The 23181-nt window shown below is 44.9% G+C and carries 28 protein-coding genes; all 28 read right to left on the bottom strand.

Features of this window, described 5'->3' with window-relative positions:
* Window positions 1-14 precede the first annotated feature (14 nt).
* The 28 genes from MKY50_RS07085 to xkdD all read right to left on the bottom strand — a co-directional run bounded on the left by MKY50_RS07085 (window position 15) and on the right by xkdD (window position 23097).
* Window positions 15-179 carry an XkdX family protein gene (locus MKY50_RS07085; protein ID WP_014479563.1) on the bottom strand — a complete coding sequence of 55 codons (165 nt, stop codon included), beginning with the start codon at window positions 177-179 and terminating at the stop codon, window positions 15-17.
* Window positions 176-505 carry an XkdW family protein gene (locus MKY50_RS07080; RefSeq protein WP_341116392.1) on the bottom strand — a complete coding sequence of 110 codons (330 nt, stop codon included), beginning with the start codon at window positions 503-505 and terminating at the stop codon, window positions 176-178. The genes MKY50_RS07085 and MKY50_RS07080 overlap by 4 nt, the downstream gene beginning before the upstream one ends.
* 11 nt (window positions 506-516) lie before the next feature.
* Window positions 517-2580 (bottom strand): terminase, encoded by a 2064-nt coding sequence (locus tag MKY50_RS07075; protein ID WP_341116390.1) that lies wholly within the window; start codon window positions 2578-2580, stop codon window positions 517-519.
* A 2-nt stretch (window positions 2581-2582) separates the two neighbouring features.
* Window positions 2583-2855, bottom strand: a complete 273-nt coding sequence (locus tag MKY50_RS07070) for a hypothetical protein (RefSeq protein ID WP_151267409.1) — start codon at window positions 2853-2855, stop codon at window positions 2583-2585.
* The gene (locus tag MKY50_RS07065) at window positions 2852-3430 is read right to left on the bottom strand and encodes a YmfQ family protein (protein ID WP_174229288.1); all 579 of its coding nucleotides are present in this window, start codon (window positions 3428-3430) and stop codon (window positions 2852-2854) included. Before MKY50_RS07065 ends, MKY50_RS07070 begins: the two co-directional genes overlap by 4 nt.
* Window positions 3414-4460 carry a baseplate J/gp47 family protein gene (locus tag MKY50_RS07060; RefSeq protein ID WP_341117296.1) on the bottom strand — a complete coding sequence of 349 codons (1047 nt, stop codon included), beginning with the start codon at window positions 4458-4460 and terminating at the stop codon, window positions 3414-3416. The genes MKY50_RS07065 and MKY50_RS07060 overlap by 17 nt, the downstream gene beginning before the upstream one ends.
* On the bottom strand, window positions 4453-4878 hold the full coding sequence (locus MKY50_RS07055) for a DUF2634 domain-containing protein (protein ID WP_167872167.1): 426 nt from the start codon (window positions 4876-4878) through the stop codon (window positions 4453-4455). Before MKY50_RS07055 ends, MKY50_RS07060 begins: the two co-directional genes overlap by 8 nt.
* A 59-nt stretch (window positions 4879-4937) precedes the next feature.
* Complete coding sequence (locus tag MKY50_RS07050) at window positions 4938-5204, bottom strand: DUF2577 family protein (RefSeq protein ID WP_341116381.1); 267 nt, start codon at window positions 5202-5204, stop codon at window positions 4938-4940.
* Complete coding sequence (locus MKY50_RS07045) at window positions 5204-6181, bottom strand: XkdQ/YqbQ family protein (protein ID WP_341116380.1); 978 nt, start codon at window positions 6179-6181, stop codon at window positions 5204-5206. The genes MKY50_RS07050 and MKY50_RS07045 overlap by 1 nt, the downstream gene beginning before the upstream one ends.
* 15 nt (window positions 6182-6196) lie before the next feature.
* A complete protein-coding gene (locus tag MKY50_RS07040) occupies window positions 6197-6856 on the bottom strand; it encodes a LysM peptidoglycan-binding domain-containing protein (protein ID WP_029727048.1) in 660 nt (219 codons plus the stop codon).
* Window positions 6849-10631 (bottom strand): transglycosylase SLT domain-containing protein, encoded by a 3783-nt coding sequence (locus MKY50_RS07035; RefSeq protein WP_445662045.1) that lies wholly within the window; start codon window positions 10629-10631, stop codon window positions 6849-6851. Before MKY50_RS07035 ends, MKY50_RS07040 begins: the two co-directional genes overlap by 8 nt.
* 1299 nt (window positions 10632-11930) lie before the next feature.
* Window positions 11931-12071, bottom strand: coding sequence for a hypothetical protein (locus MKY50_RS07030; RefSeq protein WP_014479557.1), 141 nt, complete (start codon window positions 12069-12071; stop codon window positions 11931-11933).
* Between the two features lie 41 nt (window positions 12072-12112).
* Complete coding sequence (locus MKY50_RS07025; protein ID WP_015715734.1) at window positions 12113-12559, bottom strand: phage tail assembly chaperone; 447 nt, start codon at window positions 12557-12559, stop codon at window positions 12113-12115.
* 90 nt (window positions 12560-12649) lie between these two features.
* A complete protein-coding gene (locus MKY50_RS07020; protein WP_003232677.1) occupies window positions 12650-13093 on the bottom strand; it encodes a phage tail tube protein in 444 nt (147 codons plus the stop codon).
* A gap of 1 nt (window position 13094) precedes the next feature.
* Window positions 13095-14495, bottom strand: coding sequence for a phage tail sheath family protein (locus MKY50_RS07015; protein ID WP_003245369.1), 1401 nt, complete (start codon window positions 14493-14495; stop codon window positions 13095-13097).
* Window positions 14492-14710, bottom strand: a complete 219-nt coding sequence (locus tag MKY50_RS07010) for a hypothetical protein (protein WP_003232679.1) — start codon at window positions 14708-14710, stop codon at window positions 14492-14494. The genes MKY50_RS07015 and MKY50_RS07010 overlap by 4 nt, the downstream gene beginning before the upstream one ends.
* Window positions 14711-14713: 3 nt before the next feature.
* Window positions 14714-15154, bottom strand: a complete 441-nt coding sequence (locus tag MKY50_RS07005) for a phage portal protein (RefSeq protein WP_341116377.1) — start codon at window positions 15152-15154, stop codon at window positions 14714-14716.
* A gap of 12 nt (window positions 15155-15166) precedes the next feature.
* Window positions 15167-15652 (bottom strand): HK97 gp10 family phage protein, encoded by a 486-nt coding sequence (locus MKY50_RS07000; RefSeq protein ID WP_251232885.1) that lies wholly within the window; start codon window positions 15650-15652, stop codon window positions 15167-15169.
* On the bottom strand, window positions 15649-16005 hold the full coding sequence (locus MKY50_RS06995; protein ID WP_009967053.1) for a YqbH/XkdH family protein: 357 nt from the start codon (window positions 16003-16005) through the stop codon (window positions 15649-15651). The genes MKY50_RS07000 and MKY50_RS06995 overlap by 4 nt, the downstream gene beginning before the upstream one ends.
* Window positions 16002-16385: a protein YqbG gene (gene yqbG / locus MKY50_RS06990; RefSeq protein WP_040083372.1), complete on the bottom strand. Its 384-nt coding sequence runs from the start codon at window positions 16383-16385 to the stop codon at window positions 16002-16004. The genes MKY50_RS06995 and yqbG overlap by 4 nt, the downstream gene beginning before the upstream one ends.
* A 21-nt stretch (window positions 16386-16406) precedes the next feature.
* Complete coding sequence (locus tag MKY50_RS06985; RefSeq protein WP_003232690.1) at window positions 16407-17342, bottom strand: phage major capsid protein; 936 nt, start codon at window positions 17340-17342, stop codon at window positions 16407-16409.
* Between the two features lie 25 nt (window positions 17343-17367).
* Window positions 17368-18195 carry an XkdF-like putative serine protease domain-containing protein gene (locus MKY50_RS06980; protein WP_015252281.1) on the bottom strand — a complete coding sequence of 276 codons (828 nt, stop codon included), beginning with the start codon at window positions 18193-18195 and terminating at the stop codon, window positions 17368-17370.
* 19 nt (window positions 18196-18214) lie between these two features.
* Window positions 18215-19702 carry a phage portal protein gene (locus MKY50_RS06975; protein WP_003232695.1) on the bottom strand — a complete coding sequence of 496 codons (1488 nt, stop codon included), beginning with the start codon at window positions 19700-19702 and terminating at the stop codon, window positions 18215-18217.
* Between the two features lie 3 nt (window positions 19703-19705).
* Window positions 19706-21007, bottom strand: a complete 1302-nt coding sequence (locus MKY50_RS06970; RefSeq protein WP_041850936.1) for a PBSX family phage terminase large subunit — start codon at window positions 21005-21007, stop codon at window positions 19706-19708.
* Entirely contained in the window at window positions 21004-21801 is a 798-nt protein-coding gene (gene xtmA / locus MKY50_RS06965; protein WP_015252283.1) for a phage terminase small subunit, read from the bottom strand. The genes MKY50_RS06970 and xtmA overlap by 4 nt, the downstream gene beginning before the upstream one ends.
* 117 nt (window positions 21802-21918) lie before the next feature.
* Window positions 21919-22428 (bottom strand): sigma-70 family RNA polymerase sigma factor, encoded by a 510-nt coding sequence (locus MKY50_RS06960; protein WP_116315575.1) that lies wholly within the window; start codon window positions 22426-22428, stop codon window positions 21919-21921.
* Between the two features lie 115 nt (window positions 22429-22543).
* Window positions 22544-22750 (bottom strand): phage-like element PBSX protein XtrA, encoded by a 207-nt coding sequence (xtrA, locus tag MKY50_RS06955; RefSeq protein ID WP_003244900.1) that lies wholly within the window; start codon window positions 22748-22750, stop codon window positions 22544-22546.
* Window positions 22747-23097 carry a phage-like element PBSX protein XkdD gene (gene xkdD, locus MKY50_RS06950; RefSeq protein WP_038828721.1) on the bottom strand — a complete coding sequence of 117 codons (351 nt, stop codon included), beginning with the start codon at window positions 23095-23097 and terminating at the stop codon, window positions 22747-22749. Before xkdD ends, xtrA begins: the two co-directional genes overlap by 4 nt.
* Window positions 23098-23181 lie beyond the last annotated feature (84 nt).

The following is a 23181-nucleotide window of genomic DNA, read 5'->3' as shown; positions in this document are numbered from 1 at the left end:
ATAAAAAAGCCTTACTACATGGCTTTACCGGTAATTTCTTTATACTGGTCAGCTGTGATCAGCTTTTTGTTCACACCCTCTGCCAGATCCTCAATTGAACAGTCTTTATATGCTAATGCTTGCTTTACCATATCTGCTGTCGCCCACTCATAATAGAGGGCAAGCACCCAATAATTCATTCGGCAAGATCTCCTTTCAAGGAAAGTAATGATAGCTTTATATCTGACAACTCGTTACCTAATGTTTTGTTCAATTCTTCAAGCTGCTTGCGTGCCAGCTTTTCTTGTGACAATTCTTGAGCGAGAAGCTCTACCTGATCGGGCGGCTCGTACGGCGGATTATTTTGCAGCTCTTCCCACCAGGATTCGAGTTCTTTTTGGGTTGGGATGGGGGCGCGCAGGTTCCATTTTTCAATGTAAGAACCATTGCCGTCATTGCGCAGCTCAAAATCCTTTCTTGGCACAGCGTCAGGGTATTTGTACATGATTGCGTCGTATAATATCATTTTTGCACCTCCTAAGTTCTCGGGTAATTTCTGCCGCCGATTTCTGTAATATCAAAGTAGTTATACCACCCCGAGCTTTCTGTTGTATACCGAGTAGTACCACCGTTATATCCGACATATAAGTAAATTTCAATATAATCCCCTTGATTTGCTGGAACTGTTGCAGCCCCATAAAGTCCAACATTTATTTCGGTAGTATCCGACTGGTCTCCTGGATTTGCCCTATAGTGTGCAATATTTTTATATCTAACACCATTTAAATAAATGTCCAATTCATAGTTTACATACCTTTGATAATTTTCTATATACAATCCCGCGTTCACCAAAAACATTCCATCATTCGGAACAATAAATCTATTGTTTTTAGTATCAAAAGTATTATGGCTATCTTTTATTTTTCTATTATATTTTACTTTTTGAAGTTCTCCTTTAATCAATTGCTGCTTTCCTGTAGTTCCGATATTTGCATGAGCAAATCCAGAAATTTTATGCCAAGCTGTCCAACCGGAATCGGACCACCAATGGCGAATCCAAGAACCTGTACTAGTAAAATAAGAGTTTGACTCATTTCCTGTCCCATAAAAATATTGAGCAAATCGATAATTACTATACTTTTCATTTTTTACTATGCCATAGGTAAGCGGGTAACCTGTTGTATTATTTGCTCCTATATCCATAAAAGTCAGCCCAGCTGGATACTCATTGCCGCTTGTTCTAGCGTCTTGAATTGCATTGGATCCTGTAAGAACTGTTAATTTATTATTCGTATAGTTAGAGTCAACATAGTTTTTAGCATCAGCTAAAGCTTTATCTGCTTTACTTTGTGAACCTTCCGATGTTTCCAATATATACCAATCGGTATACTCAGTACCATTAACAGCTACCCTTGTATAAAGTGTTTTCGTAGAGATGCTAAACCAATCTTGACGTGTAGCCCATTTATTTGCAGAAGGGTAGATAATTAATAAACCTGTTCTGTTATCATTTAGCGGAAATTGATTTTGCAATTCTGGATTTGCATTCATGTAATTAGTGTCTAAACGATAAGTGCCAGGCGGAAGATTTAAATCATTTGCATCGGTTATTGAATTTAATGGTCTAGTAATAAAGGCCGTGCTGTTAGTATAATCTTTTGATTGGTTCAAAGCAGTATCAGCTTTTTTTTGCGCACCATCAGGTGTCTCCTGCTTAACATTCTCAACATTTCCGAGACCCACTTGTTGTTTAGTAACTGAATGTGGATTAGTTTTATCATTTTTGTGAATATCTAATTCTGATTGAACTCTATCTATAAAATCTGTTGTTGCAATTTGTTTCCATCCTCTAAATTTTCCATCAGTGTGAACCATTCCAATCCACATCATGCTTCCCCAACTTTGGTAAGCTACTATTGTTTTCCTTCCTGAACCGCCTTCTACAATATCGTAGTTATACCAAGTTGCATCGCCTTCCACCGGGTTGTTTACAACTGACTGACCAACTGCACAATAAAACCCAGAAGATAATGTAAGAATATCTGTACCGTCTTGGAGTTGTATTCTTTTACCATCGTCTCCAGTAAGTTTAATTAGTTGGGCAGCATTCCATTTGTTTCTTTCCCCTTCAGATACATGAACTTTAGTATTGCTTAAATGAGCATCAAAATCTGCTTGTGAGGCTTGTTTCACATTTTCGACATTCCCAAGTCCAACTTGTGCTTTTGTTACTTGGTTAGGATTATCTCTTCGTGCAGCAAAACTATCTGTATAGGCTTTTGCGTTGGCTTCGGCTTGATCTGCCTTATTTTGAGCTTCACCTGGAGTTTCTTTTGCGTTCCAGTTTTCACGCTCTGTCGATGTAATATGCCGCACCTGATCTTGCTCATGCTTGTCAAAATCCTTCTTCGCCGCTTGCCGCACGTTATCCACGTTCCCCAGCCCGACTTGCTCCTTTGTTGTGTTGTGGGGGTTGTTCATGTCGTTTTTGTGGGCAGCCAGGTTTGTGTGGGCGTCTTTTATTCCTTTTTCCCAGCGGTTGACGTCATCTTCGTTGATGGGGTCGTCCGGAAGCCAGTCTGTTTTTTCTTCGTATGCCATGTTTACACCACCTCAAAAGTAAATCTGAAATCGAGTGTTCGGTTTTCGCTGACGTCCAGGTCTGTTTTTCTTTCTGTAATGATGTTGCCCAGCTCGTCAAAAATTTGGACCGTTTCGATATGCTTAATGTCTTCTTCGCGTTTTGTCAGAACGGTAACTGTCGCTCCGTCAATGGCGAGTTCTGTTATTTCTGTTTTTTGTCCGTTAAGCAGCACATGATCAATTCTGCTTTTTAGATCTGCCGCTGTACGTTCTCTGTATATGGTTGAAATCAAGTTAAAACCACCTCATTGTTGTTAAGGGTGACTGAATAACCGACTTTCAGCTCACTGGCTGTTCGGTATCTGCGGTGATTCAGGATGACTTTGTCTTTGATTTGAAGCGTCTCGTTCAATCCGCCTCTGAGCGTATACGCCAAATGAGCGGGCTTCATGTTTTCTATCGTTTCGATCAGCTCATTCATGTGCTGAAGGTCATCAACATTGATATCGACGTTAAATCTGTATTCGCCGGGAAGCAGACGGACCTGTGCAGACGGGTTTTTCAAAAAGCGGTTCACCGCCTGCTCAATGGCCTTGTAAGTAATTGGCGGGATGTTCGACATTTTTGAAATAAGCCGCAATCTTCTGATCTCGTCGTTGTCGCCTGATTCCCGCGGGACGTTTAAAATCTTTTCCCAGCGGCTGAGCCCCCATGTCGCTGTCGGCACAAATAATTGATCGGTCAGATCAAATATGCTGTTATTCTGCTTGTCAAACTCAGGTGCCTCCGCTTTCAGCAGCTCGGCCATTTCTTTCAGGCTGGTGAGAAATGGCGGCAGGTATGCTGTCATGTCATCTTGTTTGCTCAATGATCTTCACCTGCCCAAGCTTAGGAATTTCCACGTCGCTCAGCACGAGATTTTCAGACGTGCCGTTGATTTGAATATTAGCGTAGTCACTGACTGACGGTGAATTATAAACAATATTGTTGATTTGCGATAGACGGATGATGTTATCTTCAAACGCCATTTTCTTAAAAAGATTTAAAACGCCTTCTTCAATTTCCGCCTTCACTTCATCAATCGAGTGATTGATCTCAGGCAGCACTTCGGCCGAAATCTCAACTTCCTTCCAGACCGCGCTTTCCACTGTGACAACGGCTCCAATTGGCGCCTGCCCCTCACCCTGCCCCGGTTCAGGATCGATATAATCCTTCACTTTTTGAATTAAGATATCGGAAGCTGGCTCGAGCTTGGCATTCGTGACGACAATTTTGACCGTGCCGTCCCCGTTCCAAAGCGGGAAAATCTTCGCCTTCCCAATACCATCCACTTCTTCAGCCCACTCTTTATAATGCATTTTATTGGCACTGACAGCCTCACGCCGAACTCTTGTAAAATACCGCTCTCTTAAGCTGTCGTCTCCTTCTTCCTCGCGGCCCGGAATGAGGATTTCTTTGACAATGGCTGTTTCTAACCCGGGAATGGTATCCAGTGACAGTAAATTACGTCCGGTCAGGTTGGCGTTTCCTGCTTCACCAGGTGTTTCACAGACGAGCGTCCCATCTGCTGTATATTGAAAATAAAGATTATCAACATAGAAGCGGGAGCCGGCCGGAATGGTCACACCAGACGTAAACTCTCCTGCTCTGACCGCCTTTGTCGCGGCTGTCCGTTCAATCCCCGCTTCCGCTGCGCGCCGGTCTAAAAACTCACCTTGCGCGGTATCGGAGAAAACCAGCTCTAGCACAGTATCCAGCCATATATAGGACTTCGCAAGCTCGGCCGCCGCCGGAGCTAACGCATTATAAATGACACTGCCTTCTCTTGTGTCAATATCTGCGGAGATGCTGTTCAGCATACGCTCCATAATCTCCTCAAAGGTCTGATCCTCAAACATCTTCGCCAATCACCTCCTCAATCTCAAGCGTCCCTTCATCTGTCTCCACCACAAAGGAAACATGAAACACATCGCCTTGTTTTTCAATCTCAAAATCTGTTACAGCAGATATCCGGTCGTCATAAACGAGCGCTTCCTCTATCAGCCTCGGAATCTCCATTTTTTTATAAGCATCAGTCGTCTCATGATCTGTCAGCACGTCCTGAAGTTCATTGCCGACATTATGGCTGTATACGGAATACGCATAGCGCTCTGTCTGTAAGGCGATATACACAAACTGTCTGATCGCTTCAAGACCGGTAATCAGCTCATTTGTAATTCTTCCGTTTTCAAAATCGATTTTGTACGTTTGCGAGGTTTCAATGACTTCACTGTCATCTTCAAAATCCTCAAACTGAACTTCCGGTGTCAGGGCCATGATGCCCACTCCTTTATAACAAACTAAATAAAAAACCACTTCTAGCTGAAGCGGTTTGTCTATACTTTATCTAAAATAAAAAACGATTGCCCGCCAGTCAGAGCAGCTGTCATAACACGGTCTCCCGGCTCGAGTGCATCGTCTCCTCCAGACTGCATCCGTTTTGGGATAATGATGACGTCTTCCGGTATGATCAGTTTGCTGTTTTCTTTTAATTTGATTTCCACAGGAGAAACCGAAACGACCTCAGCCGGGAGCAGTTCCACCGGAGACTCAGCGTCAACTGCGCCAACAGCCAACTGTTTTATAGCCTCACTTAATCTCATCAGGATACTCCTTCCGGCATCGTATTCTTTTCGACAACATCGATTGTCATCGTATGTTTCGTTCCTTTAAATTCATGCCGGTCCGTATCTACCCAATAGGTTTTCTTGATGCCGGCCTCCGGAATCGAAATATAGACGGGCAAGCCGCTCTGCACTTCCGGGATGCCCACTGCCTGAATATTTTTCAGTTCTTTTTTTACGCCCTTTTTTTCAGCAAGGCGTACATCTGCCCGCTGCTGAAGCTGTGCCTGGTTGATGTCATCTGTGACCGTTTCTGTATATTGAAGCACACCGTATTTATTTAAGCCTGAACTGTCCTTGGCAGAGGCTTTATATGTCTTATTGTCCTTCTGCCGGCGAAGCACCACCCGAGTAGCAGTGTCGTTTATAGAAGTGCTGTATTGGTAGCCCGTAATATTGACGCCCGTTTCAAGCACCCATATCTCTGACGGATCTGGCCACGCGCGCAGGCCGAGCTTTCCTTTTTCCGAATACAGCTGGTAATGTTGCCCTGTCTGGCTTTTCGTCTGTTTCAGCGCTTTTAATATGATGTCATACAATGTCGTATCATTTTTAATGACAAGACTTTTGATCGTATGGCCTGTGTTCGCGATCGAGGTTGTCGGTATCTGGAAGTCACTAGCAATCCTTCTGATGATCTGGTCGGCCCGCTGATTAGAAAACACGTACATATCCTGGTTTTTGACCAGGTACTGCAGCATGTCATAAGCGCTGAAGGCAAGCGTATGCTCGTCCGGGGTTCTTGCAAAAACAATGCCCCGAAAAAGCTCTTTTCCCTTCCATTTAAACAAGACCGTATCTCCTTCTGAGACACTGTAATACGTCTGGTCGCCCTGCTTGGTGACGATGGTTGCTTCAATGGAACGCGGCGCCTGATAACGATGGCCTTCAAGCGATACGCTTTCTGCAACCAGCTCCAGCCACTCTGTGTCTTTAATGACGAACAGTTCTATCATCATACATCACCTGTTTCATTGCGGTATCTTTAATTTTTGGCCGGGAAAAATCCAGTGGCCCGGCTGCCTGATGTTCCGTTTGCTTCGTTTGATCATTGCTGTTTTATTGGCGTTCCAAATTTTGCGCCATTGGGTGCTGTTCCCGTAAAATCTGCCTGCAATGTCCCATAGCGTGTCTCCCTTTTTGACTGTGTACGTCTTCGGCGCAGCCTTCGACGGACGTTTTGCCTTTGTTTTTTTCTTCTGCTTGATTTTCCGCGGGGAAGCGGTTTTGTATTCTTTTAGCACAATATCAAAATCCCGATCTCCTATTTCATTGTCTCCCTCACTATATTTAAGGCTTTCAATACTGCATGTCATATTGATTTTTGTTCCCGTAATTAAAAATTGAACAGGCTTTTTTGCCTTCATCCATTTTTCAATTTTCGCAATGACATTTTCCGGAGACGGGAGATTTTGATATTCAGCTATCGGCGTATACTTTTTTGGAAAAAAAGAAGAAAATGAAATTTCTTTTGCTCCGGGTTCTTCAATAAACGTTAGTTCACCCAATCCCGTTATCTTTACTGAGTCATTTTGTACACTATTCGCTATATCAATCGCTTCAGGAAGAACAGGGAATCGCAGCTTTTCTTTCCCCTGTGATATCCAAAATTCATAGATAGACTTAGTCAAAAGCCACGACCCCCTTTGTTCCAGTGTTAATGTCATTTTGTAATTCATCAAGTAATGCCTGCTTGATTTTCGCAACCAGGCCATCAGCATCCTGTCCATTATGGAAATGCTGATCGCCGTTAAACTCAATCTTTATTTCTTTCGTTCCGGCTGTTTGTATCGTTTGCCGTGTACCGGATGTAACTGCTGAAACTTGTCCTGAAGAAAGCTCAGACTGCTGGGATTGAGACGGATCTGTCACTTCCATACCAAGAGCTTGCGCAGCTCTCTGAAGGAGGTAGCGGCCGCGGATGCCTCGCTCCTCCGGAATGATCCATTCCCGCTTGTTTCCTTCACCGACACGTGCAATTTGTTCTTTCGTAATCAGTCCGCCGTTGGCATAACCAACGTACGGACCGCCATGATTCAGGCTTTTAATCCCCGGCACATTATTGATTGACCCATATCTGCTTTTAATGTAGCCGATCGCAGCAGCTGCATTGTGAATCGGGTTTCTAATGTTACCCATGCCCGGCGCTTTGTGATCATTAAAGGTACTTGGGATCGTCTGCATCAGCCCCTGTGACGGATGCCCTGCTTTTGCGTTGCTGTCCCACAAGTTAATTGCATTCGGATTGCCTCCGGACTCATGCTGCGCAATCGTCATGAGTCCCGGAAGCCAGCTCATCGGTGTCTTGGTGGCCATGAGAGCAGCCATAATCCATTGTTTTACGTTCCCGCCCATGTCTCCCATTCCGGAATAGGCAGCCGCCAGTGATCCAGCTTGTTTTTCAGCATATTTCTTTACATCTACTGAGCCAAGTCCTTTGACAACACCAATTGAAGCAAAACGCCCCAAGCTCATCATGACACGGGAAGGTGAATGAATATCTAGCTCCTCACGGAAAGCCTGCTCCACTCTCTTGGCCATATCCTTTGCTGCTTGTTTTACTTCACTGGATTTAGAATTCATGCCTGTCACAAAGTTTCCGATCAAACCGGAGCCCCAGCTGTTCGATGTGTCTTTTGAACGCAGGAACGGTTTGTCAACATGTGTACTCACATACTGTGCAGTCCCTGTTTGGGTTGAGTTTTGTCCTTGCGCAAAGCCTTTGACCGTTCCTGTGCCCCATGAAGACGATTTGTTCACAGTGGCTTGATACGGCGTTTTAACTTTTGATTGCAAAAAGCCGTCCGTTCCGGTTGCTGTACCGTTTTGGCCCTTGGCATACCCGCTTACCATTTGTTTACCGTAATTTGGTGAAGCAGAAATCATTTGTGTAAATGGCGTATTGATGTTTTTCTTTTTCCAGTCTTCCATTTTGACCGGCTGATCGCTGATGCCTTTACCAAAGCCTTCTGAAAATTGCTGTCCGAGTGTGGACGCTTGGCCTGTAAGATTTGCAGTGTTCATTGCTGGGGAGGCTGAGCCTGATAGAGGACTGACAGCTGCTCCTCCTGAAACAGATGCTGGACTTCCGCCAGAAGACGAAGCTGCTCCCATGTCGTCTACAACTTGCATACCCAGCTTAGACGCCGCTTGTGAAAGAAGCATCTTCCCCCGGCCTCGGTTGTTATCAACCGGGATAACGAATTCCTTGCCGGCTTCACCGATCCACGAGATGGTTGGTTTGGTGATGTAGCCGCCTGTGGCATTTTTATCCGGATCCTTACCTTTATTCGGATCACCGCCGCCGGTTACAAAATTAATTACTTTACTAGCTACGCCGCCAGCTTTATCCCAGATTTGCTTCACCCAGCCGAACGCTTTAGAAAAAGCATCTGAAATCGCTTCTCCCACCTTTGTAAGAGGTTCTTGAATATTCTTTTTAAACCAGCCGCTCAGGCCTTTCCAAATGTTCTTAACGGTGTCTATCGCTTTTTTGAAAGCATCTGAGATTCCCTTGCCTACATCTGAGACTGTATTTTTGACCGGGTTCCAAACTGTATCCATGAACCATCCCGATACCGTACTGAAAACACTCTTAATCTTATTCCAAGCACCGGTCATTTTATCCCAGATTGTAGTTGCCGCTCCTATTACAGCAGATTTGACTGGCCCCCACACATTACTCATAAACCATGAAGCAACTGTACTGAACACATTTTTAATCGTCGTCCATGCATTTACGATTTTAGACCATATTGCTGTTGCTACACCCACAACTGCTGATGAAACCGGCGTCCAGACATTGTCCATAAACCATGTTGCCACCGTGCTGAATATCGTTTGAATCGTTGTCCATGCATTTACGATGTTGGACCATATGCTTGTTGCTACACCCACAACTGCAGTTGATACTGGCGTCCAGACATTGTCCATAAACCATGTTGATACAGTTCCCCAAGTATCCTGAATGGCTGACCAGGCATTTTGCGCACCCTCTGTAATGCTGTTCCATGTATCTTCTAGAGCGCCAGCATCAATTGCCTTGCCTAAACTTTCACCGCCGAAAGTACCGGCAATTCCTCCTACAACACCGCCAATAGCGGTCCCGACTCCCGGCACAACGCTTCCAATAGCCGCTCCTGCAGCGGCTCCTGCTAAACCTCCGCCGGCTGAACCTACTTTTTCACCAGCATTATCCTTATTGATACCGGCTAAGTCAGTAAGGGACAGTATTTCGCCTAATCCTGGTATTCCTTTTGCCGCTCCTTTTAAGCCCTTCAGTCCGCCTTTTAAGCCTTTTGATTCACCCAATGTTTTCAGAAGGCCTGAAAAACCTTTGCCTGATGCTCCTTTAGCAGATTTAGGTGTATTCACAGGATTTGTTTTATTCCCTTTTGTTGATGAACCGTTTCTATTTTTGACTTTTTTGCTTTTGCCTGTACTGATTCCGGCACAGCAGCAACCACAAGCCCCGCCCCATTTGCCGCCTGACTTTTTCGATTTTGAACCTGAAGGTTTTTGGTTCATAGAAGGTTTTTTAGTGCGGTTTGAATTGTTAGAAGTTGAGTTCTTTGTATTGGCTTTTGAAACTTTTTGTTTGCCTTTGCTTCCGCTGGATTTGCCGCCAAGCAACCCGCCAATATCCAGATTCCCCAGCTTCTCAGCAATGCCTTTTATAATTTTTTCAAAAAACTCTCCCACTTTTTCAATAATTTTATCCGGGCTGAATTTCTCGAATTTCTTGGCGATTTTTGAAACAATGTTATCAACAAACTTTTCTGCTTTATTAGCGATTTTATCCGGGTTCAGGAAATTAAATTTCTCTGAAATTTTGTCAACAATATTTGTTACAAAGTCTTCCGCTTTAGTAATAATGGCGTCTGGACTGAATTTGCTGGCGACATCATCTACTTTTTTCATAAAGGAATCTGTAAACTTGTCAAGCTCGTTAAAAATGGTTTCCGGGCTGAATTTACTTACGACATCGTCCACTTTTTTCATGAAGGAATCTGTAAACTTGTCAAGCTCGTTAAAGATTGTTTCCGGGCTGAATTTACTTACGATATCATCCACTTTTTTCATGAAGGAATCTGTAAACTTATCAAGCTGCTTAAAAATCGCTTCTGGACTGAATTTGCTTGCGATATCATCCACTTTTTTCATAAAGGAATCTGTAAACTTGTCAAGCTGCTTAAAAATCGCTTCTGGACTGAATTTGCTTGCGATATCATCCACTTTTTTCATAAAGGAATCTGTAAACTTGTCAAGCTGCTTAAAAATCGCTTCTGGACTGAATTTACTTGCAATTGCATCCACTTTACTCATAAACGATGTTGTGAATTTATCCAGCTGCGACAAGATTGTCTCTGGACTGAACTTTGTCGCAATTGCATCCACTTTACTCATGAACGATGTTGTGAATTTATCCAACTGCGACAAAATCGTCTCTGGACTGAACTTTGTTGCGATTGCGTCCACTTTACTCATGAACGATGTTGTGAATTTATCCAGCTGGGACAGAATCGTTTCTGGACTGAACTTCGTTGCAATTGCGTCCACTTTATTCATGAACGATGTTGTGAATTTATCCAGCTGCGACAAAATCGTTTCTGGACTGAATTTCGTCGCAATTGCGTCCACTTTACTCATGAACAATGTTGTAAACTTATCCAGCTGTGCCAGAATCGTTTCTGGACTGAACTTCGTTGCAACTGCGTCCACTTTATTCATGAACGATGTTGTGAATTTATCCAGCTGCGACAAAATCGTTTCTGGACTGAATTTCGTTGCAATTGCGTCCACTTTACTCATGAACGATGTTGTAAACTTATCCAGCTGCGACAAAATTGTCTCTGGACTAAACTTTGTGGCGACTTCATCCACCTTATTCATGAACGATGTCGTAAATTTATCCAGCTCTGTTAAGATTGTTTCCGGGCTGAACTTTGTAGCGATTTCATCCACCTTTTCCATGAATGAAGCAGCAAATTTGTCCAGTGCTGTCAAAATCGTTTCTGGATCAAACATGCTCGCAATATCTCCTGTACCTCCTGCTGAAGGCGCTCCTTTTTCGGAGGGACCTGAGCTTCCCATGCTGTCAATTCTTTTCTGCAATGAATCCAGCTTATTTGACACCTTGTCATTAATAGCGAGCTCAAGTTTGTTGTCTTTTCCTGTTAAGGCATTAATACCAGCAGAAATACGACCGACTGTTTTCATGACGTGATCAATCACGCGTATCGTAACAGAGTAACCATTTTTAAGTGCAGTTTCCATATAGCGCTGTATTTTTTGCACAGCCGGCAACACTTGATCTTCTGCACTCAGCATAATCGTAAAGCCTTTAAAACCTGCCACGAGCTCTCTTAATCGTTCAAACTTTTCGGTTGCTTGGTCACTAGCATCTATTTTAATAGATACAGATGACGGCAATCCCTGCAATTGAACATTAACCTGCTGAATGACACTGCTGGCTTTATCCTCAGTTGAAATGGAGATCATTTGGGCGCCAAGCTTTTTCTTTAATGATTTTTGTATGCGATCAATTGTCCTTAATACAGTTTTGCTTTCTTTTCGTACATCAATAGCGCTTTTTCGCTGCACCATTTTTCTATATTTTTCAAGTGCTCTAAACCCATTCTGGATCTTTCTTAACTTTTTACTTACACGGTCTTCCATTTCAAACCTTGCTGTCAGCTTTGCCAATTACGATGCCCCTCCTTTCTTTGCTTGTTTTTCAAGGAGATCGAGCTTATATCCAATCAGTCCATACAACAGCGCTTTATAGTTTCTGGGCGCTTCGTAGAGCGCCAATAAATCTGATGGGGAATAGTGAAGCTCGTGCATCGCATAGTAGAGATACACGGCTTCTTTATGCCCATCCTTGATTAGTTTTTTGCTTCTTCTTCCAGATCCTCTAATTCATCTTCAAATCCATTAATCTCAATCGCTTTGTTTAACCAGTTCGCATACTCGCCTCCAACTGAGAGCACGCGTTTCGCAACTTCTACCGGGTCAGCCGTTTTGTAAGCTTCTCGAAGCTCTTTTGAACGGAAGTCCGGATAAACGGTTGATTCAACTGCGATTCGGGCATAAAAGCGCTGGCTGTCTAAATCTTTTACACGGCCTCTGCCTTTGACATTTTTATACGTTGTTGTTTCTTTCTCCAATTCATCAATGCGCTCCGTCGTGATCGCTTTAAAAATAAATGGCACGATGTTCCCTTTTTTATCAACAAAACGCTTTGAGATCGGCACTTTGATTTCCTCAGCTTCAATTGTTTTTCCCGGCATAAAAAAGGAAAGATCATATACGTTTTCGTTCTTCTCGCTCATGTAAAAAACTCCCTTGTCTATTGTTTGGTTTCATCTTTAAAAAACAGACCTTTCTGAGAAAGGTCTGCGTATGGGCTGATTCAGCTTTGATTAAAACGTGTCAGATAGCTTTTCAGGGACGTCGAAGTCTTCGAATGTAAATGGAACTTCTTCCTCTAACGCTTCTGAATCGACATCAAGGCTTGCGATTTTGGCAGAGTCAAAGTTGACGTCGTACAGCGTGACTCGCTCTGTGCCCCGGCCTGAGGATTGATCATCCAGCACAGCTTGGAGCGTGAAATAAGGGTCGCTGCCTTTTTTGACATAGTCCATCATCAATAGCACGAATTTTGATGTGACTTTATAAAACGTTGCTGTTCCAGTTCCGTTTGCCCCTGTTGTTTTATGGCCTGTCATGCGGCGGCCCATAATGTTGACTTCGGATTTGTTTTTCTCAACGTTTGCTTCAAATGTTTTGATGTGCGCCATTTCCTCACCATCGAGGAATAAACGGCCTTCTTTTCCTGAGATTGTGTTTTGTGCTTTTAATGCCATATTAGTTTACCTCCACATTAAAGTAGAATTTTTCTGCTGCGTCGACAGGCTGTACAGCCAGGTCAATCAAGAAGCCGTCACGATCTTCATTCATTGAAATTGTGATATCTTCATCGGAATCAAAGCCAGTGATGCCGCCTGCATCCTGAAGTGTTGTCATGTATTGCGTGATCATCGTTTTTACATACTGCAGTCCGTCTTCAGATGCCGGGATATCGCTTCCGCTGCCTTTTCTTGATTTAATTAAGGCTTTCAGCTCGCGTGTTAAATCATTATTCACAGCATCCAGGACACGAACGATTTTGTTCTTCGCAAATTTCTTGTTTTTCTCAGCTGTGAACGTCACGAGTGAGTTAATGTCCTTTTCTACGCTGACGGATTTATCACGGGCGTCGAATGTGAATAAAAATTCACCTTTGCCCAGACGTTCAACAATCGTATCGTGGTCAAGTCGGTGTAACACATCAACTGCGCCTTCGTACTCTACAAATGTGAGTGATTGGTTAAAGGTTGCTCCTGCACTCGCTCCAGCTACCCAAGCTGTTGCTTTGTCCGGTGTAACTTCCGTGCCATCTTCAAGCAGCACACCCTCAGTTACGTTGATGATGCCTTCATAATCACCGGCATAATTGGCTGTGACGCCTTGCACTTTTTGTCCTTGGCCGTCGCGCAGGCGTTTAATGAAAGCAGCAAACGTCGCCTTCAACTGGTCACCTTCTGCAACAGGCAGCGCAATCACATCAAAGCTCTCCGTTTCAGCCGCGGCTAAGAAATCTGTATAGTCGGAGTTGACAGGGGCTTTATCCGTACCGCCAGATAAACGGATTCCCGCGGATGCATTCAGCGTCTCAGCTGCAGTGTCTCCTTCTGATCCAGTGAGAGGAATCGTTGAAGAAAGATCGCCTGTCCCGGTAAAAGTGACATAGCCGTTAGCTGTTAATTCTTCAGCCTTTTTGACAGTCTGTTTATCAACCTCTGATTCGTCCATATATGTTGTCACATCGAAAGAATTAGCATCCAGCACATTTTGATTGATGCGGATGATAATGTCATTTCCTTTTGTTCCGCCATATACTGCAGTTGCTTTGACGCCTTCAGCAATATCAGCAGACGCTCGGACACCTTCGGTTAGACGGTACATCAATACCGTTTTCGCATTTTTCTTCGCTTCACGCAGCAGCAATAAAGACGGGTCATCAATGCTGAGGCCCACTTTTTTGTTTAGGTCTTCAACGCTGGAAATGGAGACGAACGTTTTCGCTTCGCCCCAGCTTGATGCGACCGGAAGTGCGACTGTTCCCCGTTCACTGAGTGATACCCGCTCCTGTGCCGTCGTTTTAAAGTTAAAATAAATGCCTGCACGTTCTTTTTCTTTGCCTGTTGTAAATGTTCCGCCATTCATGATGACATAACCTCCTTGGTTAGAAATGTTTGAATCAATTGGTTGGCTTCTGATTTCGTCATACGTGGTTGATCCACGCCAAATAAAGCCCCCTGAAGAATATCCGGCTTAACGCCGAACAGTTCCTTCGCGTGCTTAATCAAATCCGCTGTATCAAATAGAGCTTCCCGGCTCTTTGTATGTACAGCCTTCTTCTGTTGTTTGTCCTTTGACACCGTTTATTTCACCCCGCTGTTCATGTCGATATCCTGTAAGACAGGCTGTTCTGTTTTGTGATAATAATATCGGCTGCTCCACCTGATCACCATGGCCGCCTCGCCCCTGTCCCCTACCCTTGTCTCGATTTGGGAGATGCGAACCATATCCCCCGTCTTCTCGCCGGATTCACTCAGCAGCGGAATCATATTTCTCGCTTCTCTGATGGCATCCGCGAGCCTGTCCGCTTCATCCAGCGCCTGAACGGAGTCCAGATGAAACAGTTTTACATTGAGACTGTAGTTTTTTTTAAATGTGGAGACCGTATCTGTTTCCTCGAAAACAGATGGTGGCGGGACATATAACGACGGCACCTGAAAGTGATCAGGAAGCTCGCGTTCATAAATGGGAACAGACCACCGGCTGTACAAAAACGCCATGATCGATCCTGTTTCACTGTTCATCCTGCTCCTCCTTTACAGCTTCTTCAGCCACTGGCGCAGTTTGCTTTCCAGCGATTTTTCAAACAGCTGTTCATATAAAAGCAGTGCATGATCCCAGTAACCCGTGCCCGGTATCCATTTTCTCTTGAGCGCCATTCCCGTTGAAGCCGCTGGATCATAAATAAACCGTGAGCCTTGAAAACGCCCCGGCACCCATCTCACATCTTGTTTTGACGTCCAATGGCCGTCATTAAGAAATGAGGCGTAATCAAGCTGTGTCCCCACCTCAAGCGAAAGCCCGCCGCTTTGCACAATCCAGAGATTGTCCTCTGCGCCTTTCTCAAAGGAACTGAGCAGTTTTTCTGTATCAATCGTTTGTGTGCTGATGAGTTCAGATTGGACGATCTTCAGAAAATCTTGCCCGCACTCCTCAAGCCACCGGGACGCCTGTCTGGAAAAACCGCCTGAAGCCGCTTCTTTTAATGCCGTGTTCAGCTGTTTCAATCCCGCTATTTTCATAGGCTTTCATCCCTGACTGCGACGACCTCCCAATGATGATGCCTGATCCTTTTCGGCAGCTTTAATATATATTTATGATTCTCCCAAATGATTTTATCGTTCACGCGGATGTCCGCTGACAACGGAAAATGGACGAGAAAGCTATGATATACAGTTTGATCCGGCTCCTCCTGAATCAGCTGCTGCGTTTTTTCGGTAAAATAACAAGGGACATCTTGTTCATCGGGTGTATCCGGATATGAAATCACCGGCTGCAGCCTGTCTGCCGGAATCCCAAATCGGCCTGCAGACGGCGCTTGCGCTGCTTCATGATAAATGTCGCAACGGTGAATGAGCATCTGCCTGTAGCTCATAAAGATCTCACCTTCAGTCTGGAGGATTCAGGGACGTAGCCCGGCGTGATAAACTCCTCGAGCAAATGATATACCTCTGGCCGCTGAATGCCGCCTTCTCCGGAAACCGTGTAGGAATAATCCCCCATTTTCTCAGACTGATAGCTTGATGAGGCAGATTCATCGCTGTTGACAAGCGCAAAATACTGGGCAAGCTTTACTAAAGCCAACTTCACCTTGCCGGGCAGCGGATCATACAAGCTGTCTTCAAAGCGGTGGCCCGTGATGAGAGCCGCTTCCGCTTCCGCCTCGATGATATCCTGCGCCAGCAGCTCTTCCGGCCTGTTTTTCACCCGATCATAGACCGAATAGGAGGCTACGTCAGTCGGTTCAATGAGCATGAGCTGACCACCTCGTTTCTATTATTCTTTTACGTTAATTAATTTCGCGCAGGCATCCTCTTCCTCGAACTTGCTGTCCAGCTTGGCCGTTAAGACAATAATGAATTTACGGGAGCGGATGTCTTTGTCGACTTCAATTCGGATATTGCGGGAGAAGCCGAGAATGATATTTTTCGGATGTGTGAGAATGATATCAGAAGCGTCATATTGCGCGTCTCCCTCACCGACTGTGTACGGCTGAATATTGGATACTCCTTTGACCGGTACGCCGAATGCTGTTGACAAGCCGCCCTGAACAGCCTGGTCCCCAAGGTTTGTCTGGCGGTCTGCCACGCGGTCCTTCCATTCAACTTCTAAGCCGTGAGACGTATAGAATCTGAATTCCTGAGGGATGCGCAAATATTTCGGCGGAACTGCCTTTAAGCCTTTCTTGAATGTCGCTCTGGACAATTCTTCACCGTTCATGTCAACGATATGGGAAACCGCCTGTTTACGGATGCCGTCCAGCTGTGCCAGATACGGATCAGCTGATGCTGTATCACCGTTAACGATCAGCTCTTCAATATCAACTGCTGCGCGCTCTGCTAAAATTTGCATGATTGTCTGCTGCAGGCCGTCTTTTTCAATATTGTTTTCAAGTGTGTCATACGTAATGTTGATTTCCGCAATGACTTCCTTCGTGTTCAGCTGGACAGTGCTTGTCGTTGGAACTGTCAGCTCGTCGTTTGACAGTGCTTTTCCTTCTTGCGCAGCCCGCAGAATACGCTGGCCGAAGCCGATTTTCTCAAATTTTTGCGAGTCATTTTCCATTTGAATCACGCGGGATTCACTGAAAATGGTCGGCGTGTTTTGCACCATGCGGATAAAAGCCGATGCTTGCGCAGGGTTCATAAGCCCGCCGCTTTTTAAAGCAGAAAGCGACATTTCCGCTTTCCGAATGATCTCTTGATTTCTCAATTGATTTCCTCCTCCTTGACTGGTTTTACAGCAGTCCGCTCCAGATTGATTTTTTGACTTGCTCTGTATTGCCGCCCGTATCGTCCGCTGTCTGCTTAGACGCGCCCCGCGCTTTTTCCAAAGCCTCGATGCGTTCGATCAGCGGGGCAAGCATGTCTTCAACGAGCTTTTTCAGACGCTCGTCATCACCCGTCTGCTCCGGCTTTTCCTCCGTGTCTGTGTTTTTTTCAATCCGCTCAAGCCGTTTGAGCAGAGGGTAAAGCGCATGCTCGAATGATTCTCTCATGTCTTCTTTTCTCATTTCTTCAGTCTCCTTCACTGTTTTGTCAGCAAGCATTTGCTTGAATACACTAAAGAACCCTGCTTTTTCGACCGGTTCTTCTTCATACACATCTGCAGTGCCCGCCATGCTGTAGCCGGTGATGATTCCAGCCTTGATCTGTTCCCACACCTCGTCAGACGCTCTTGTCACGAGCACCCATGAGCCCTTTGTAATCCGCTTTGACCCGATCATAAAATCATCGGGCGCCACATAGGACTCGACCACGACGCCGGTTCCGCCCTCAAAGCTGTGATTGATATCAATCTCCCGTGCCTCCGCGAGAAAACCGTGCGCCGCTTTTTCAATTTCCTCGGCGGTCATAAAATCGCCGTGTGCATCAGGAACATCAGGCTCATACACGATTCCGTACACGAGCTTTTGTTCATCCTGCTCACTTTTTGTAAACAGCCGAACCTTTTTTTCAAATGACGGAGGTTTGGCTGACTTCGTAAAGAAAAATTCTGTCTGGTTAGCCGCCTTGTCCACATAACTGACAAAGCTGATTTTGGCATTTCTTAATTCTCGCGCCACCTGCTTGATTCACCTCCCTTCAGGACGTTTTGATATCTTCGATGCTTTCTTTCAACTCCTGCATGAGCGCAGTCAGGTTTGTCTTTTCCGCATCCTGTCCTGCAGGCCGTTTATAAATGTCCTCAGGCCACTCCTCAAGTGTTTTGCCAAGCACCCGTCCGGCAAGGTCGCGTAAATCATTCGGCGAGACCGCTCCTGCTGTAATAAAAGGACCGAGCACCTTCGCAATCTCAAGCGGATCACGAAAGTCCGGTCCTTTTAATGTCAGCCTGACGTCATGGATATTCAGCTCCGGCAAAAGCAGCGTGTTCAGTTTATTCACGAGCGTTTTTCGCTCCGGCTGAAAAACCTGCTCCTCCGTAATTTTTCTAGCAGTATCAGCTGTCGCCCGGTTGTATTCCTGGGCCTCGCCTGTATACAGCGGCGGGAGACGGAACGCGGAACGCAGCTTATTTCTGCTTTTTTCATCGTATTCAAGAAACAAGGCGTCGTTTTGGAGAATTTCCGCCAAGGATTTGATTTCCACGGAAACCGGCGTAATATCCTCGCCTCCGTGGAGATCCTTTTCTTTTGCGATTCCTTCCGCTTCGATCAGGAGAAATTTATGGGCGTTTTCCACGCCTTCAAGATCATTCATGTATTCCTGCAGCTCCCGGTAAGAAGCTTCAGACAGCATCCCGTTTTCCACTGTAATCGCAGCGGGGACGTGACGCCCCTGCTTAAAATACATAAAATTGAGCTCTTCTGCTTTTCGGGCCCCGTATAAATTGACAATATTGCCGATCCAGCGGGGTACACCGTATACGCCGCTTCCGATTTTGAGGTGAATGGCTTCATTTGCTTGATACTTCTCTGCCAATGTGTTTACATATTCACCTGTGCGCATATCCATTTTTCGCGGATCGCCGTATTCTTTAAAAAATACTTTCTTTCCATTGATCATCTGCACATATTTTCGGAAGCGTTTTTGCCTTTTGATCCTTTTCATTTTCCCGTTTTCTTCATATACAAATGAAACCTCTACAGGCTCGCCTGCTCCGCATACACGCATATATTTCACATCTAAATATTCGATGCCGGCAGGTTTTCCCGCCCCGTCGCGAAGCACTTCCATAAATCCGTTGCCTGTTTTTTCTCTGTCTTCGATGGCATAGCCTAAAATCATTTCAGCTGATTCATCAAAGTGAAGACATTTATAAAAGGCTTCGAGTCTGGCCCAGTCTTTTTCCGCTCTTTTCTTTTTTGCCTGATCGACATCACTTGCGTTGACATCAAATGTGTACTCAACATCGAATCCAAAGCCTGTAATATTCACTCTGTACGCATCAATGCATTGCTGAAGAATAGTCGAGTATTCGGCAATGGTTTTGAGCTCGATGATATTGTAGGGCGGAGCGATAATGTCCTCTCCGTACAGCTCAGAAAAGTCATCTTCATAGATTTGCTTTGTCTGAGGAGCCGCGGCATTGGCTTTAAATACAGTTGCTCTGACTGTTTGATTGTGCATGATTTATGACCTCCTCCTTTCTCGGTTCGGCCGGATTCGTTTGTGTGCTGTCTCTTTCATATCAGCAACCTCATAATCATCTAGCGCATACCAAATGGCAGAAAGCGTATGCGGGTCAATCGTGAATTCATCCTCAATCAGAGCTCCGTTTTTATCTTTGGCATACGTAAGTGTCTTGAGCTCATAGATGACATTTTCACAGCGGTCCGAACAGAAGATTTTTTTGAACCGTTTTACCTTTTTGGTATATTGAAGCCTGGAGCCGGGAAACTTTCTGGCTCCAACCATCCGAAAGCCCTGCTGGCGGAAATATTGGATGCTTTTCGGCTCAGCCGAGTCGGCTTTGATCAATTCCTGTGTCTCAATAAACTCACGCAGCTCCTCAGCCGTCCTATCATCTGTCATTTTATTTTGATAATACTCCCAATAAATGTAGAGGTATTTTTTTTCAGGATCTACAGCAAGCCGGACGACGGCATTATAGGATTCCTCGAATCCAAAATCCATACCTGTACGAAAGATTGGCTTGCTGATGGCTGCGATACATTTTTTTACTTGATCATGCGGGAGTACCTCGAACTGCGGCAGCACCCTGATCCCGTTGACGCCGAATCTTCCTTTGCGGGCAATCCGGTACAGGTCGGGATCATATTCTTTGAGCCCGTCAAGCTGTTTCACATAGCTTTCTGGGAGAAAAAGATTGTCGTTAGCGGTGGAATGATGGTAATACGTATCTCCCTTCACAATTGTCCGCTTTTCGTAAAGTTCGCTGTCATCCAGCACAAACCGTTTATTGCGTTCGTCCCGAAAAAAATGCCTGTACGTCCAATTGGAGGTGCCGACGGGATTGGTGGTACAGATCATATGAAGCTTCAGCTCAGGATGGCGAAGACGTCCGATTAATTCCTTGAACCCCTCATACTTCACCTCTGAGCACTCTTCAATCCATATTAATGAAATATTATGAACCGATTTTAATTTTGCCGGATTGTCCATTCCTTTGAACATGATCCGGCTGCCATTGTGAAATCGCAGCTGCAGCGGGGAAGAAAGAGATGCCACAGCCTTTGTGAGACCGAGCTCTTCGATCACCTCTTGAAACAAGGCGAAGGTCGAATCCCGATGGGTATCGAACACCTCCCGGATCACAAGGGCCGTCCGTTTTTCCTTCAGCAGCTTTAGCACGATTTTCAATGCGGTATGATAGCTTTTGGATGAGCCGTAGCCGCCGACGAGAAATTGGTACGTCTGCTCCCAATTGAACACGTAATCTTCGAAATGAGGGTTGATTTCTTTTACAATCATGACTTGCCCTCTTTTCGTTTGATCATAATTTCAATCGGCTCTTGGCTGTCATCTGTTTTCTCCGCTTTTTGTTTGGCAAGCTTCAACTTCTCATTTTCAATTTTTTGTTTAAATTGATCTGGAAACAAATCAAAATATAAGGATAGCTTCTCAAGCGCCTTCATTTTATCTGCAAGCTTGATGGCAATGCCTTCTTTCCCAAGCTTTGCTTCCGTTACAATGGTGCCATCAACGAGCCCGGAGTCTTTGACATCGACAAAGCTGATTTCCTTCATAATCGGATTATCATCTTCATCAAACAGCGGACCCGATTTCCCGACAGCCTGGACCTCTTTTTTTCCGAAGGTCACATAGTCCGTAATATCCGCAAACGCGATCTTGATATAAACCTGCAGCACATCCATCGCTTCAATAAACATCTCATTGACCATTTCTTTTTTAATGCGTCTAATTTCAGCAGCGACCTTTTCGTTTTTTAAGAGCCGGCTGCCCGTCACATGAGCGCTGTCCGGAGAATAGCCCGCTTTGATTGCTGACTGTGTGGCATTGAAGCTTTTGACGTAATACAGGCAAAACAGCCGCTGGCGTTCATTTAATTCATCGTTGTTTATAGGGCGCTGTTTTTGTTCGTTTTTGGACGCAGAAAACAGCGCCTCTTTCCATTTGTCTTGTTTTTTCCAGATGCCGATTGTTTTCGGGGAAACACCGATTGTGTCCGCAATCGCCCGATTTGTGATCTTTCCTTGATGTTGTTGATAGATTGCTAATGCTTGTTCGCGCTGTTGTGTTTTCATGCTACGGCATCACCGCCACCTCCAGCATGGTTGTTTATTCATAAAAGCGGCTGATCATGCCAGCCGCTTATGTGTCATGCTCTATTCACTTATAGGTGGCAAACGTATGACAAGCTTTCAGGCAAGTGATCGATTCATGTCTTCCTGCTGTCTTTGCATCTTTAAACTCGCCCGTTTAATCGTCGTTTGCACTGTCGATTTTTTCACGCCGAGAAGATCGGCGATCCGTTCATAAGAAAAACATTCTACCTTATGCAGCAAAAACATTTCCTTTTCTCTGTCCGTTAACAGGGCTAATGCTTCTCGAATTCTATCTCTGTCTTCTTCTGATACCTGTCCGTCCGGCTCAAACATCATAGCGCTGGAAAATGATTCGATGATTCTCGGGTCCTTGATCATCAGCCGCTGGTAAGCATCACGCCGGTCAATCGCCCGTCTGATGCCGGGCTGCCTTCCTTTTTCAAGCCATTCTGTTACATATTCAAGATCAGTAATCATATTTCTAATGATTTTTTTATCCTTCAGCTCTTCAGCTGAGAGCACGGATTCATCTGCCTCAGCGAGCGGTTTATATTGGTTTCTTGTTTGTTTGAGCGTTCGTTTATATTCAAATAGTAAGTCTTGCATTCTATGATCCTCCTCATTTTTGGCAAATAAAAAACGGACACCAATCAACGCACAAATGCTGTGCAGTTGATCAGTGTCCGCAGGCTTTCCGTCTTGGACGTATTCTGTTTTCGCTTTAATTTAATTTGTAGCCGATTTCAAATTCCACTCGGGCAAGGTCGCCCTTTCTTGTTTCGACGAGCGTTTTTCCATGCTCGGGCGCTTCTGTGATCCATGCTTCTTGCTTGATGCCATCCACAATAATGACACGGATTTTCCCGTCCTCCAGCTGGCTCTTAAGCGTGACGGAATCGATATGCAGCAGTTTTTTAGGATGAATCATGTTTTATTTCCTCCCCTTTTCGGTGCAGCGCTTGCTTCAGCTTTTTCTAATAGCTGAATGATACGCTCCTTTGAATGAACAGAATTCCCCTTCAGAAAATCAAGCGCTGCTTTAGACGCTTCCAGCAATTCAGGCGCAGCGGCCATCAAAGCGGCATTGCTTTTTTGCGAATAAGAGCTAAGGTCAAATACAGCGGCAATCAGCCGTCCGTTTGAATATGGGAATCTTTCTTTTTCTTCTTCACTGTAAGCTGAATAAATATAGATCGGTTTCGTATCCCCGCACGGGACAGCACGCCACGGCGCAGGGCTTTTCTCTGTCTGTTTTGTTTTTTCCAACACTTTCACTTCCCGTCGTCCTTATACCATTGTTCAATGTTTTTTTCTGTTCGCTTTGCCCGAAACAGCAAAGTGATTAGAGCAGTCAGCTGT

The organism is Bacillus sp. FSL R7-0685 (assembly GCF_038002425.1).
In the GTDB taxonomy this organism is placed as follows: domain Bacteria; phylum Bacillota; class Bacilli; order Bacillales; family Bacillaceae; genus Bacillus; species Bacillus subtilis.
Note: the sequence above shows the minus strand (reverse complement) of the source record. Positions and strands in the feature narration are given on the sequence as shown.